Annotated in this window: 19 protein-coding genes; 8 read left to right on the top strand and 11 right to left on the bottom strand. The window is 38.5% G+C overall.

Translation table 11 applies throughout. From position 1 onward, the window contains the following. Positions 1–5: 5 nt before the first annotated feature. From LC090_RS07300 to mnhG, 3 genes are read left to right on the top strand one after another with little or no spacing between them, the layout of a single operon-like run. Entirely contained in the window at positions 6–482 is a 477-nt protein-coding gene (locus LC090_RS07300) for a Na+/H+ antiporter subunit E (protein ID WP_226656763.1), read from the top strand. Then, the gene (locus LC090_RS07295) at positions 479–769 is read left to right on the top strand and encodes a Na(+)/H(+) antiporter subunit F1 (protein WP_224593558.1); all 291 of its coding nucleotides are present in this window, start codon (positions 479–481) and stop codon (positions 767–769) included. Before LC090_RS07300 ends, LC090_RS07295 begins: the two co-directional genes overlap by 4 nt. Next, positions 741–1,106, top strand: coding sequence for a monovalent cation/H(+) antiporter subunit G (mnhG, locus tag LC090_RS07290; RefSeq protein WP_369522751.1), 366 nt, complete (start codon positions 741–743; stop codon positions 1,104–1,106). The genes LC090_RS07295 and mnhG overlap by 29 nt, the downstream gene beginning before the upstream one ends. A gap of 41 nt (positions 1,107–1,147) precedes the next feature. On the opposite strand, the gene LC090_RS07285 is transcribed toward mnhG, so the two are convergent. After that, positions 1,148–1,303 carry a hypothetical protein gene (locus LC090_RS07285; RefSeq protein WP_168212300.1) on the bottom strand — a complete coding sequence of 52 codons (156 nt, stop codon included), beginning with the start codon at positions 1,301–1,303 and terminating at the stop codon, positions 1,148–1,150. A gap of 187 nt (positions 1,304–1,490) precedes the next feature. On the opposite strand from LC090_RS07285, the gene yfkAB reads away from it, so the two are divergent. Together yfkAB and LC090_RS07275 are read left to right on the top strand one after the other, a co-directional pair. Further along, the gene (gene yfkAB, locus LC090_RS07280; protein ID WP_226656759.1) at positions 1,491–2,609 is read left to right on the top strand and encodes a radical SAM/CxCxxxxC motif protein YfkAB; all 1,119 of its coding nucleotides are present in this window, start codon (positions 1,491–1,493) and stop codon (positions 2,607–2,609) included. A 114-nt stretch (positions 2,610–2,723) separates the two neighbouring features. Then, positions 2,724–3,470, top strand: a complete 747-nt coding sequence (locus tag LC090_RS07275) for a GDSL-type esterase/lipase family protein (protein WP_226656757.1) — start codon at positions 2,724–2,726, stop codon at positions 3,468–3,470. A gap of 457 nt (positions 3,471–3,927) precedes the next feature. On the opposite strand, the gene sigK is transcribed toward LC090_RS07275, so the two are convergent. The 3 genes from sigK to LC090_RS07260 form a co-directional block, all read right to left on the bottom strand. Further along, on the bottom strand, positions 3,928–4,635 hold the full coding sequence (gene sigK / locus LC090_RS07270) for an RNA polymerase sporulation sigma factor SigK (protein WP_159783352.1): 708 nt from the start codon (positions 4,633–4,635) through the stop codon (positions 3,928–3,930). Between the two features lie 128 nt (positions 4,636–4,763). Continuing rightward, the gene (locus LC090_RS07265) at positions 4,764–4,922 is read right to left on the bottom strand and encodes a hypothetical protein (RefSeq protein ID WP_226656755.1); all 159 of its coding nucleotides are present in this window, start codon (positions 4,920–4,922) and stop codon (positions 4,764–4,766) included. 54 nt (positions 4,923–4,976) lie between these two features. After that, a complete protein-coding gene (locus LC090_RS07260; RefSeq protein ID WP_226656752.1) occupies positions 4,977–5,417 on the bottom strand; it encodes an Rrf2 family transcriptional regulator in 441 nt (146 codons plus the stop codon). Positions 5,418–5,611: 194 nt separating this feature from the next. Here LC090_RS07260 and hmpA point away from each other — a divergent pair, with 194 nt between their 5' ends. After that, the gene (gene hmpA / locus LC090_RS07255; RefSeq protein ID WP_226656750.1) at positions 5,612–6,826 is read left to right on the top strand and encodes an NO-inducible flavohemoprotein; all 1,215 of its coding nucleotides are present in this window, start codon (positions 5,612–5,614) and stop codon (positions 6,824–6,826) included. Positions 6,827–6,870: 44 nt separating this feature from the next. Here hmpA and LC090_RS07250 read toward each other — a convergent pair whose 3' ends face one another. The 6 genes from LC090_RS07250 to LC090_RS07230 form a co-directional block, all read right to left on the bottom strand. After that, positions 6,871–7,317 (bottom strand): hypothetical protein, encoded by a 447-nt coding sequence (locus tag LC090_RS07250; protein ID WP_226656748.1) that lies wholly within the window; start codon positions 7,315–7,317, stop codon positions 6,871–6,873. Positions 7,318–7,413: 96 nt separating this feature from the next. Then, on the bottom strand, positions 7,414–7,863 hold the full coding sequence (locus LC090_RS07245) for a hypothetical protein (RefSeq protein WP_226656746.1): 450 nt from the start codon (positions 7,861–7,863) through the stop codon (positions 7,414–7,416). Between the two features lie 86 nt (positions 7,864–7,949). Continuing rightward, entirely contained in the window at positions 7,950–8,762 is an 813-nt protein-coding gene (nadE, locus tag LC090_RS07240; protein WP_226658406.1) for an ammonia-dependent NAD(+) synthetase, read from the bottom strand. A 258-nt stretch (positions 8,763–9,020) separates the two neighbouring features. Then, complete coding sequence (locus LC090_RS07235) at positions 9,021–9,164, bottom strand: hypothetical protein (protein ID WP_226656744.1); 144 nt, start codon at positions 9,162–9,164, stop codon at positions 9,021–9,023. Between the two features lie 123 nt (positions 9,165–9,287). Beyond that, complete coding sequence (locus LC090_RS21900) at positions 9,288–9,422, bottom strand: hypothetical protein (protein WP_255648048.1); 135 nt, start codon at positions 9,420–9,422, stop codon at positions 9,288–9,290. Positions 9,423–9,447: 25 nt separating this feature from the next. Continuing rightward, on the bottom strand, positions 9,448–9,594 hold the full coding sequence (locus LC090_RS07230) for a hypothetical protein (protein WP_226656742.1): 147 nt from the start codon (positions 9,592–9,594) through the stop codon (positions 9,448–9,450). Between the two features lie 507 nt (positions 9,595–10,101). Between LC090_RS07230 and LC090_RS07225 the strand changes: the two genes are divergently transcribed. Both LC090_RS07225 and LC090_RS07220 read left to right on the top strand, forming a co-directional pair. Further along, positions 10,102–11,643: a hypothetical protein gene (locus LC090_RS07225; protein ID WP_226656740.1), complete on the top strand. Its 1,542-nt coding sequence runs from the start codon at positions 10,102–10,104 to the stop codon at positions 11,641–11,643. After that, positions 11,640–12,329, top strand: a complete 690-nt coding sequence (locus LC090_RS07220) for an OmpA/MotB family protein (RefSeq protein ID WP_226656738.1) — start codon at positions 11,640–11,642, stop codon at positions 12,327–12,329. Before LC090_RS07225 ends, LC090_RS07220 begins: the two co-directional genes overlap by 4 nt. Before the next feature lie 67 nt (positions 12,330–12,396). Here LC090_RS07220 and LC090_RS07215 read toward each other — a convergent pair whose 3' ends face one another. Beyond that, on the bottom strand, positions 12,397–12,627 hold the full coding sequence (locus LC090_RS07215; RefSeq protein WP_226656735.1) for a YrhC family protein: 231 nt from the start codon (positions 12,625–12,627) through the stop codon (positions 12,397–12,399). Positions 12,628–12,688 lie beyond the last annotated feature (61 nt).

Genomic DNA, 12,688 nt, shown 5'->3' with positions numbered 1-12,688 from the left:
ATGGCATGCCCATACAAATTATAATTAATCTAATCATTGCCGTTCTCTGGATGTTCCTTTTTGAAAGCTATTCGTTTAGTACGTTTTTTATCGGTTATTTATTTGGTATCGGACTGCTTCTTTTAATGGAGCGTTTTATACCAGATCGCTTTTATTTCTATCGTCTCTGGGCGATTATCAAATTGTTGTTCTTATTTATTAAAGAATTGATTATGGCGAATATACAAGTCGTGAAACTAGTCTATAGTCCTAAGCATAAAATGAATCCTGGTATTATCGAAGTTCCCATTGACGTTCGCACAAACTGGGAAATTACGATGCTCGCCAACCTAATCACCCTAACACCCGGCACGTTAACCGTATCCGTCGCGCCCGACAACATGCATATCTATATTCATGCGATGGATGCTCCTGATGCTGACGAGGTAATTAAAGAAATTAAAGGAACATTTGAGAAAGCCATTATGGAGGTGACAAGATGAGCTCCCTTCTCTCTACCGTATCAACAATTTGTATCGTCATCATTGCGATTTCTACCTTGTTTTTACTTTACCGTGCGATAAAAGGACCGTCTAACCCTGATCGGGCAGTTGCACTAGATACAATTGGGATTAATCTAATGGCAATAGCTGGAATTCTAGCAATTAAGCTAGAAACTGCTTATTTCAATGATATTATTCTTCTCATTGGAATACTTGCTTTTATAGGAACAGTAGCTATTGCTAAATTCTTGGAAAAGGGTGTTATCATTGAAAGAAGTCGTGATTAGCATTTTCATGCTTATCGGTACGTTTTTCCTTTTTTCTGGGGCACTAGGAATATTTCGACTTCCTGACGTTTACACTCGTCTACACGCTGCATCCAAAAGTGCAACCCTAGGAGTAGCAGGAATTCTCATCGCTGCTTTCCTGTATTTTATTTTCGAAGAACAAATGGTGAGCGGTAAGCTTATTTTGGGAATTATTTTCATCCTTATGACAGCGCCGGTCTCTGGACATATGATTTCTAGAGCAGCCTATCAAAAAGGAGTCCCTTTATGGGAAAAAACGACAAGAGATGATCTCGATAAAGCGCAACAAAAAAAAGCAAGCACGCACAAGGGATAGCCCTAGCGTGTTTGCTTTTTCACTTTTCTCGATAACCAACATTATCTATAATTCGCATAATAATAGTATCCTCCGCCGATCACAAGCAATAAAACCAGTAGTACGACAATTAAAGCAAAGTACCCTCCTCCATATCCTGGATATGGATATGGGTATGGCGGATAGGGATAACCACAGCCAGGATAGCCGTAACTCATACGCCCCCTCCTTTTCTCCCTTAGACATTCTTCTGCTAGATAGTATAGTCTATGAGAGACTCGAATAAGATGTATGGACATTGGCGGAGTTTTCTAAATTCATCACTATCGCTGTTCATCTCTTTCTTAATGCTCTACAATTAAGAAAGGTATGAAGCCTTGCAATTACTAAAAGGGGTCGATATTAATGACAACATCAACGAAAACAATAACACCCACCTATGACCCATGGGAAGCTTATATGGATGTTGAAGAATACGGGAGTATGGTCCTTTCCAATATTGAACTAACAACAACAACACTATGCAACATGCGGTGTGAGCACTGTGCGGTTGGTTATACTCTTCAACCCAAAGATCCTGATCCGCTTCCACTGGACCTTTTGACTGATAGACTGGACGAAGTAGAAAAACTTCGTGCACTAAGCATTACAGGTGGCGAGCCTATGCTTTCAATGAAATCGGTGAAACAGTATGTAGCACCACTACTTAAATATGCACATGACCGAGGTGCTCGTACGCAAATCAACTCTAACCTAACGCTTGACCGCAAGCGCTATGATTTGATTTTGCCTTACTTGGACGTCTTACATATTTCACATAACTATGGAAGTATTGATGATTTTACAGATATTGGATTCGCGGTAATGGACCGTAAACCTACCCTCGCTCAGCGTGAAGCTTATTTTCATCGTATGGTTGAAAATGCAAAAGATTTAACTTCTAGAGGGGTTATCGTTTCAGCCGAAACCATGATCAACCGAAGAACGCTTCCAAATATCGTGAGCATTCACAAGCAAATTGCAGAGATGGGCTGTCAAAGGCATGAAATTCATCCAATGTACCCATCAGATTTTGCATCTGGTCTTGACATTGCTTCATTAGAAGAAATTCGCGAAGGGATACATCGTCTATTAAATGAACGCGATCCGTCCGTCTGGTTATTATTTGGTACACTTCCTTTTTACCCATGTAGTTCAAATCCAGAAGATCTTAACCTTCTTGAAAGGTTATATGCAGAGCCAAATGTAACTGTTAGAAATGACCCGGATGGTCGATCAAGATTAAATATGAATATTTTTGATGGAGACATCATTGTAACCGATTTTGGAGACACTCCTGCACTTGGAAATATTAAAAACACAAATTTAAATGATGCTTACGAAAAATGGCAGGATAGCAAAATCTCGAAAAGCATAAGCTGTCATTGTCCAGCTGTTAAATGTCTTGGACCAAATCTTCTTGTAAAAGATGCCTATTACAAAAATGTGGATTTCTTACAAAAAGAAACAAATATTACCCTCTAAACCTCCACTTTTGGGGGTTTTTTTACTCATTTTTTGTTCCATAAGCAAATTCAGCTTTCACTTCACTGTATATAGGGTATAATACCTATCGTAATCAATAGGAGTGTGATATTTGTGAGGAAAAAAGCATGGATTCTGGTTCTTGTTGCCGGATCTCTTGTCGTTTTGCTTGCACTGGCTGGAAATCAAACCGATTTTCTTAGGACCAATGCAAATGAAATGCCGGAGAACGATTCAGAATCCAATAAGAAAAACATTACGTACTATACAAAATATTATCAAACGAAAAAGAGTATTTACGACTCATACACTCACAAAGACAGTGAGACCATTTTCCTTGGTGATAGCTTAACGGATTATTTTGAGTGGGGGGAAGCCCTCAGTGATCATGAAGTTTTAAATCGAGGTATAGCTGGTGATACAACTACTGGTGTTCTTAACCGAATCGATGAGGTGGTCACTGCCAAACCGGATCGGGTGTATTTATTGATCGGGATTAACGATATGATTGCTGGGCAAACCGTTAATAAAATTGAGACAAATTATAAACAAATACTTGATATTCTTAAGACCAGATCGCCAAATACAAAGGTCTACGTCCAAAGTTTGTTCCCCGTTAACACGGCTTTAACTGGCCACCCTCTAAATAATGGTACAATCCGCGATTTAAACAAGCGTTTAGAAGACCTCTCTAATCTGTATGACTATCAGTATATTGATATCTATCCGGAGCTAGTTGAGTTTGGTCAGTTAAACAAAGACTATACATTCGATGGTCTCCATCTTAATGGAGAGGGCTATAAAATTTGGACTCGAAAAATTCTTTCTACCTATAACACAAATGAAGATACTAAAGAATAATTCATTTTAGAAACTTGGTTACTTTTTCGCTTTTGTGTGTTAAACTACAATAGACCAACCTTAAAATGCTTCGGAGGGAAACCTCCGGAGTTTCTTTTTTTTATTGAGCTCAGTTTCTTTCATTCGATCGTTTTCTGAAGGTAATATTGCTAAAATTTGCTCCGTCTTAAACGTTCGCACGTTCCCTCTCAAGTAACAATACCCAGTAACACTTTCTTCGGTTACCGAATACAGTTTAACGATTCTCTTACTAATTTTATTATCATTAGATAAATAAATCATTTCTATATTTTGTTGATATTCAAGAAATTTCCCCAATCTTTTATACATAGTCCATTTCCTTTCTATGCGATCATTTGTTCTTATTATATGACGAACAAATGTTCTTTACTACAATTTTATCTTGATCAATGGCTAACACTTTTATCCAAAATAAAAACCCTGCGTGTGAGCAGGGTTATGCACCGCTTTCTTTTCGATTTCGATAAAATTCATGAAACAGTTTCATTAATGCACGCTTTTCAATTCTCGAAACATAACTCCGAGAAATGCCAAGCTGTCGCGCAATTTCTCGTTGTGTTAATTCTTTTTCCAGATTTAAACCAAAGCGTCCTACGATGACTTCTTTTTCTCGATCATCTAAAATATGAATGTACTCATAGATTTTCTTTTTCTCCATATTTAGCTGAATTAATTCTACAATATCTTCCGTTTCCGCTTTTAACACATCAATAAGAGAAATCTCATTTCCTTCCTTATCCTGACCGATCGGATCATGTAAAGACACATCTTTTTTTGTCTTTTTTAACGCTCTTAGATGCATAAGTATTTCATTCTCAATGCATCTTGCTGCATAGGTTGCTAGCTTTGTTCCTTTATCTGTGGAGTAGCTTTCAATTGCTTTGATTAAACCAATTGTACCAATAGAGATGAGATCTTCAGGATCTTCGCCCGTATTTTCAAATTTCTTCACAATATGGGCTACGAGACGGAGATTGTGTTCGATGAGGCGGTTTCTTGCATCTTCATCTCCTTCAGCCATTAACTCTAAATACTTTCTTTCATCTTTTCTTGAAAGAGGCTGAGGAAAAGCATTATTTTTCACAAACGAGACAAAGAAAAGAACTTCCTTACACACGTAAGCAAGCGCTGCCAGTAAGGACACATACTCACCTCCCAATGATGGGCTGTTACTATATCTTAAGTTTATGTAATTGCCCACGCCTGTGTGTCTGTCCTTGCGGAATTCTCATTCAAAAAAAGAAGACGTCCCCTTAAAAAGGAAACGTCTAGTCACTCGCTCTGATCTCTCTTCTTTTCTCTTGCCCATTTTTCAGACATATACTCTTCACGTAAATAGCGATGGTGGGCAGAATAACGGCCATATTTCATACGTATCACCGCAAGAACTGCAACAATTCCTCCAACCCCCGTCAGTTCAAACCATTCCATACACTGCCACACTCCTCATAGACCAGTGTATTCAATTAGAAAGGGATTGCTACCCTATTGATTTCTCTCAAATAATTGTCTAAGCGTTTCATCATTTACGATGAGATCCGCTAATTGATACTGATCTAAAACCTCAAAATAAGCGGACAAAGCCGTATGAAGGACGTGCTTTAGTCGACAGGCTGGACTAATCACACAAGCATTGTTTTCTTTATCAAAACACTCCACTAAATTAAAATCTTCCTCCGTACTTCTTACCACTTCTCCCACATTGATTTCATTAGGAAGCAGGGCTAATCTTAACCCTCCGTTCCTTCCTCTAATCGTTTCGATATATCCTTTTTTTCCGAGCTCATGGGCCACTTTCATCAGATGATTTTTTGAAATTTGATAAGCATCAGCAATTTCTTGAATGCTTGCCAAGTTATTTTTTTTCATACTCCCAAGGTAAATCAGCATTCTTAAAGAGTAATCCGTATAATTTGTTAAACGCACGGTTATTCAACCTCATTTCACTCCATTGTTCATAGGTCTATTTTATCATATCTTGGAAAACTTCACTTTATTTAATGCTCTTGATAAGATGTGAACATTCTATTAAAGATGCATTTTATATATTGCTTTTAAGATAAGAAAACGATAGCATAAAGATATATTTATAATACATCTTTAAATTGGAGGTTATTTTCATGTTATCACCCCACACAATTGCAACAATTAAATCCACTGTGCCTGTACTTGAAATTCATGGAACTGAGATTACAAAACGCTTTTATAACATGCTTTTCGAAAATCATCCTGAGCTGTTAAACATTTTTAATCATGCCAATCAAAAGCAAGGCAAGCAGCAGCAGGCTCTCGCGAACGCCGTTTATGCTGCGGCCAAAAACATTGATCAATTAGAAGCTATTTTACCAGTTGTAAAACAGGTCGCTCATAAACATAGAAGTCTTGGTGTTCGACCGGAACATTATCCAATTGTAGGTGAGCATTTATTAAAGGCGATTAAAGATGTTCTAAAAGAGGATGCTACCGAAGAAATCCTTCAGGCATGGGAAGAAGCATACGGAGTTATTGCTAGCGTTTTTATTGAAGTGGAGGAAGAAATGTACGAAGATGCTGCAAAACAGCCTGGCGGTTGGGAAAAGGAACGTGTTTTCGTTGTCGATCGAAAGGAACAGGAAAGTGACGTCATCACATCTTTTTACTTAAAACCTCTAGATGATAAACCCATTGCGTCGTTCAGAGCTGGGCAATACATTAGCGTAAAAGTCAGCATCCCAGGAGATCAATTCACCCATATTCGTCAATACAGCCTTTCAGACGTACCCGGAAAAGCTTATTACAGAATCTCAGTAAAAAAAGAAGCTGACACATCAAAGCCTGATGGCATTGTATCGAATTATTTACACGATCACGTGGAAGTAAATGATGAGCTTAGTATTACTGCTCCAGCAGGTGACTTTTATTTAGAAGAGGCCTCATCGCCAATTGTTCTCTTGAGTGGCGGTGTAGGGATTACGCCGATGCTTAGTATGCTAAAGAGCAGTGCGCTTCAACATAGAAACACGACATTTATTCATGCAGCTTTAAATGGAAATGTTCATGCCTTTCACAATGAGGTTCTTTCTCTCGAGCACCCTTCACTTGATTATTACGTCTGTTACGAAGCCCCTACAAACAATGATCGCGATGAGAAGGTCTTTGATAAAAAAGGATTTATCACAAGCGAATGGTTAAAAGAAGTATTACCACTTGATACAGAGACAGAGTATTATTTCTGTGGCCCCCTCCCGTTTATGAAAGCTGTAAAAGTTGCGTTAACAAATCTCGGTGTAGAGGAAAAGAACATGCATTTTGAATTTTTTGGTCCTGCTGTAGCACTTGAACCTGCCCTGTCTTAAAGAAAATTGTTGAAAGAATAAAGAAGCGCCTAAATGGCGCTTCTTTAAATCGAAATAATAACCTTTTGATTTCGTTCTTTAATATATGACGTAATTTCCTGCCAATCTTTTTCGAACGGAATATAAGGAACAAAGATTGGTTTACTCGTATTCCCATTAATAATCGCAACGACGGGGGAACCGTTTACTTTTCCAAACATTACTTTCTTTACGGAGGAAAAGGCAACACTCCGACGGCTTATACCAAGTAGCTTATGTTCCATACGATACTCCGTTAATTCAATTCGCTGTGTTCGGATACAAAAGCTGAGAAACATACAAAACAACACATAAATCAGGCCAATCAGCATGAAGGTTCGCCAGCGTTCGAATGATAAATCACCTTTTATCCACAATAATAAGGTACCAAAAGAAACGACAATGCCGTACACGAGAACCATGAATAATTCAATGGCTTTTACTCTCGGGTAATACGTTTTGATTACCTTCATAATCGTCACACCTTTACATGAAATGGCTGAAATCATGGTTTTTAACTATAGTAACAAGGTGGAAGGATTTTGTATATCCTTTCTAAAAAGTCTTTTCTACTCAATGGTTTCTCTCTCCCCGTAAAGCTCCATTGATTTATTCCTCACAGTAACAAGAATATGAGTTAACTCTGGAATCAGTTTCATTGCAAATTTCCAGGCATTGTCTTCTATGATAAACGACAACTGCCTCTTCTTGTTTAAGCATAGTGTAGTTGATCTCTGTTTTGCTAACATGGCCAGGTTTTTGTCAGCCGCGTGACCAAGTTCGTGTGCCACTATCACGGTAAAATAGTCATTCAAATGGTCATCAGAACCGAATAAAAGAATACACTGTTTCCTTACCTCTTCCATATAAATCGTGATCTTATTTGTTTCTAACGAATACTTTCCTCCTATTAATCGTTCACCTGGAAAATAGTCTATTAGTTGAATAGGTACATTGATTCTAGCCTGTTCCTGAAGCCTGCGTACGATTAAATGAAGTACATTGGAATAGTCGTTCATAAGCGAAACTCCTTTATGATGGAAATAGAACGTTTCATCTATTCATACGCAAAAAAAAGAGACCTTATTCAGGTCCCTTTCGAATCTTATTTCCACCAGTTATCGAAAATGGTAGCTGCCATATTTCGCTTATGCTTTGTTTTGCTAAAATGATTTTCAATGGTTCTTGCTGCTTCTTCAGGTACTTCTTTTCCTTCAAGATAGTCATCAATGTGCTTATAGCTTACTCCAAGCGCTTCTTCATCTGGAAGAGCAGGTCGGTCATCTTCAAGGTCAGCTGTAGGTACTTTTTCAACAAGATGATCTGGCATTCCGATATCCTCAAGAATTGCTCTACCTTGACGCTTATTTAATCCGAATAGCGGGGTAATGTCACAGGCACCATCTCCGTGTTTCGTGTAGAAACCTGTAACAGCTTCAGCGGCATGGTCGGTTCCAATCACAAGCTTTTTTTCATCCCCAGCAATATTGTATTGGGCAATCATTCGTTCTCTTGCTTTATTATTGCCTTTTGTAAAGTCCGTTAAGTTATTTCCCGTTGCTTCAAGATAGGATGAAACGGATGCATCTACAGCAGGTTTAATATTGATGGTAACCGTTTGATCCGGTTTAATAAATTTCAAAGCAGCCTGTGCATCGTCTTCATCTTTTTGTTCTCCGTACGGTAATCTGACAGCAATAAAGGAAGCATCCGTGCCTTCTTCCCTAAGTTCTTCAACAGCCATCTGAGCGAGCCTGCCAGCAAGGGATGAATCCTGTCCTCCTGAAATGCCCAGAACAAACCCTGTCGTTCCACTCTTCTTTAAATATTCCTTTAAGAATCCAACTCGCTTCGTCACTTCTACTTTTGCATCAATTGTTGGTTGCACACCAAGCTCTTGAATGATTTCTTTTTGCATCTCTCTCATTCTCAATCACTCCTTTGTAATACCACATCTTATATTTTTATACAATAAGGGCCAGTAATCAATACCCCTTCCCATTCTTTTTAAAAACTATTTTCATGTATGTACTTCTCTATTGTGAATCGAAAGAATACATTTCATTCAATTTATTAAAATGCATAAAGTATTCACCAGCCATATGTTCCCTTTCCTCAAAGACGAGTGAATTTTTTCCTTACATATAAAAGGCAGGAACAGCTCCTGCCTTGGAAATTAATAATGGATATAGAAGCTTTGCTTGTATCGGTGGTCATCAATTAAATCCTGTCTTCTTTTATAGTCTAATGAGTGATCAAGCGTTTGCCGATAACGATTGATCGAGACAGTAATGGTGACAAATACTAAGTTTACCGTCATTCTAATCCACTCCTTTCTTCTTTATTTGTTTCAGGTCAACCCTTTCTCTACCGTAATCCATTTTTGAATAGCGCATTTTTTTAAGGCGTTTCTCATTTTTCCTCTCCCTTTCATTACGTCATATTAGAACATCCAAAACTGTTTTTCGTAAACCTGATCCATTTCGCTTCTTATTCGTACGTAATGTCTTTCTTCCTCTAACGTTCGTTCGTGTACGCGTATGCCAATCGTGACAAACAATAAATTAATCGTTAACATGATCATTTCTCCTTATGTTTAGCAATTAGGATAACCACATGGAAGCGCGATCTCGTTTTGATTTTGCTTCTGACATGCGTTGGTGAATGGTGCGCTGATGAAGTTCAGATGAAAGACTTCGATCAAAAACGCTTTTCATTTTTGTTATGATCAGTAGATGGAATGGCAACATGTTAACGACCTCCTTTCGATTCAATTATTTCAGGGGACCCATTTTCTCCTTTTTTCTTGCGCAATAAACATCTTATTCTTTCTCATCATGTGTTTCTTCCTCCTCTCAAAATTTGGACACAAAAAGCCGCAGGGCATAAGCCTGCGGCTAAAAATGCATAGAAATACCGCAGGCGTCGACCTGCGGCTTTTCAATCCGTTAGTAAAAAAGGATTCCTCTTAATGAGGCGCTGGTCGAACAGATCGTTCATATTGAGTTGCAGCAGCTTTTACTTTTGTCATCTTCATCATTCTGTTCGACCTCCTTTTTTCATAATTGTTTACAAAGGTAAGTATATCCATCCCTTCCTTTTTTGTAAACCTTTTTTACTAAATTACCTAAATATTTTATTAAAACGAATAGTTTCGACAATTTTCCACAAGGTCCTCCTCACCTTTGCTATCTATCAAGAAAGCATGAAAGTTCTGGTAAAGAGGACATACATATATACAAAGTGGAGGTGAACATATGCTGAACGTAACAACAATCGTCCTCTTTATCATTGGATTTCTTGCTGTTTTTGGGGTAACGGCTACGATTCAAATTAGTCTTCAAATGAAAAAATGGCTACGAGATATTGAAAATGTGGAAATCCAAAGTGATTCAACTGCTTATACAGCACCTTGGATTCAGAATGTAATAAAGGAATATAAGTCTTACCATCTAGCGGGCGTCTCTCAAGTTAATACGCAAGCATTGATCGAAAAACATTTCTTCAAAGAAACTGTTCCTTTGTTAGGATTTGCGCGTGTTCCTGCAGGGGGGATAATGCGTTTTATGCAACAGCTCCCTCCTACTTCCATCATTATTGGAATTTTAGGGACGTTTATAGGACTCACGCTCGCCATATCATCCATGCAAGAAACGCTCATGTTTCTTTCACAAAAGCCTGAAGATGCTAACTTAAATCTCGCTTCTGTCATTGAAGCTATTTCTAGTCCTTTTCAAGGCATGAGCGTTGCTTTCATTACGAGTATAGCTGGTATTGGAAATGCTCTTTTTTTAACGCTCATTCAAAACGGTGTATTAACGAACGGACGCACGACCGCTTATTATTTAGAGAAGATTATATCAGATTGCGAGTCGCTTCTTGATCATAATTTGAATGCAAGCTTAACTCAGGAAAAACCACATGATGAAATGGAGCGAATTTTAGATCGCTTAGCAGGAAGAATTCAAGAAAGTTTTCAAGAAACGCTCGGAGACTTTTCAACGAACATGGTTCATTTCACCTCGGGATTAGAAAAGGCGATGCAGGACGTTCAAGCAACATTATCAGCGCAACGTGAATATACGGAACAATTCTCAAACAGCACAACGACTTTAGAAGCCTTTAGTGTTAAGCTTCAAGAATCATTTACACAGCTTGATGGCGTACAAGAAAAGACAACGAATGGAATTATCGAACTTGGCAATCGCCTGAAAGCACTTGAAAGCCAGCTGCAGTCTTTGTCAAAGCATCATGAAGCAGGACAGCGAAAATTCGAGCAGCTCGTCCAACGTTCCGATCAATTAATCAAAGATACCCAGAAAAAATCAGAAGAGACGGGTCAGCATTATTTAAGAGGACTTGATGAACAAATGCAGCGTTTCCAGGGCTCACAAGAGGAGCTTGAGCGGCGCGTTCATCAAATGCAGGACGAATGGTATTACCGCTATCAGGATAAGCAGAATCAATATGGGAGAGCCTCTCAAGAGTTTGCTGAATCCGTTTCTCAGCTTGAGAAGGCATGGTACAGTTCCCTTGATAAAATCAAGCGTGAAGCTCTTGAACCCATTATTCATCGAATGGAACGCGATCAGCGTGATCAACCGCTTCAGCATGAAATGAGAGCCTTATCAAACAGTCTTGATTCCCTTTATCAGGGGCTAGCTCGAGAGTTGAAAGATATCCAACATCAGCTAGCAGAGTCACATCAGCTGCAGTTGCGCCTTTATGACGAACAAATGCGTCGTCAATCATTGACACAGCAGCCGATTCAATCAAGAATGATTGGTGACAATCGATGAAAAATCGAAAAAGACGCTTTCAAATCCAGGGTGATGAAGAACACTATTGGCCTAGTTTTGCAGATATGATGGCGATGATCGTTCTTGTTATGCTTTTTATTGCGATTATCGCTTTCGTTCAAATGATCTATGACGCTTACGACCAAACCGTTATGAAACAAGAGCTTGCGAAAGTAGCTGATGTAAAGAAACATATTAGTGATTTAATTGAAGTGCAACTGGAAGAAAATGTTGGAAAAGATAAAGTTGTTCGGGGGCCAAATAATACGATTTCAGTCGAAGGTGACATTTTATTTGATACGGGTAGCGCTGAAATTAGCTCTGAGGGTAAAAAAGTTTTAAACGATCTAGCGGATGTGTTTGCAAATTTAATTGATGAAGAAGATATTAGTCAATATCTCTATATCATCTTAATAGAAGGCCACACTGACAAAGTTCCTTACGATAATTGGAAACTGTCTGCTGATCGATCTGTAGCCGTTGTGAAAGAATTGATGAAGGCGAATCCAAAGCTTAATTCACCTGAGTACGCGAAGTATTTAGCAGCAACTGGGTACTCAGAATACAAGCCGATTGTTGAAGAAGACAGTAAAGACGCATATGAGAAAAACAGGCGTATCTCGTTCCAAATTATTCTTGATGATGAAAAGTGGCAGGGGCGTTTGAAAGAAATCATGACATATTAACCTTACTAAATTTGAATTAAAGGATAAAAAAGCCGCTCCCTTTTTGGAAACGGCTTTCATCTATTCGTTAAGAGTTTATGTTTTGCTCGTTTATTTTTTTCTGTATGGCGATAGCACGGGAATAAAAGAAAATCGCAATTCCTACAAGTAGAAATCCACCACCAGTTAAGATAAGGGCGGCCCCTTCTGTCTTCCCTTCAACAGGAAGAAATGAACCAATGTATAAGAAAACACTAAGACTAAGCAATACAAACGCAAAACGTTTATAATCTGTCATTTTGTCTTGAAGTTGCTTCATAGCGCTCACCTCTCTCGGCTTTTATTCTATCATAAGAAACCGAGATACAAGAGATGTAACT

Origin of the sequence: Guptibacillus hwajinpoensis, from assembly GCF_020524165.1 — a bacterium.
Taxonomy (GTDB): Bacteria; Bacillota; Bacilli; order Bacillales; family Guptibacillaceae; genus Guptibacillus; species Guptibacillus hwajinpoensis_D.
Note: the sequence above shows the minus strand (reverse complement) of the source record. Positions and strands in the feature narration are given on the sequence as shown.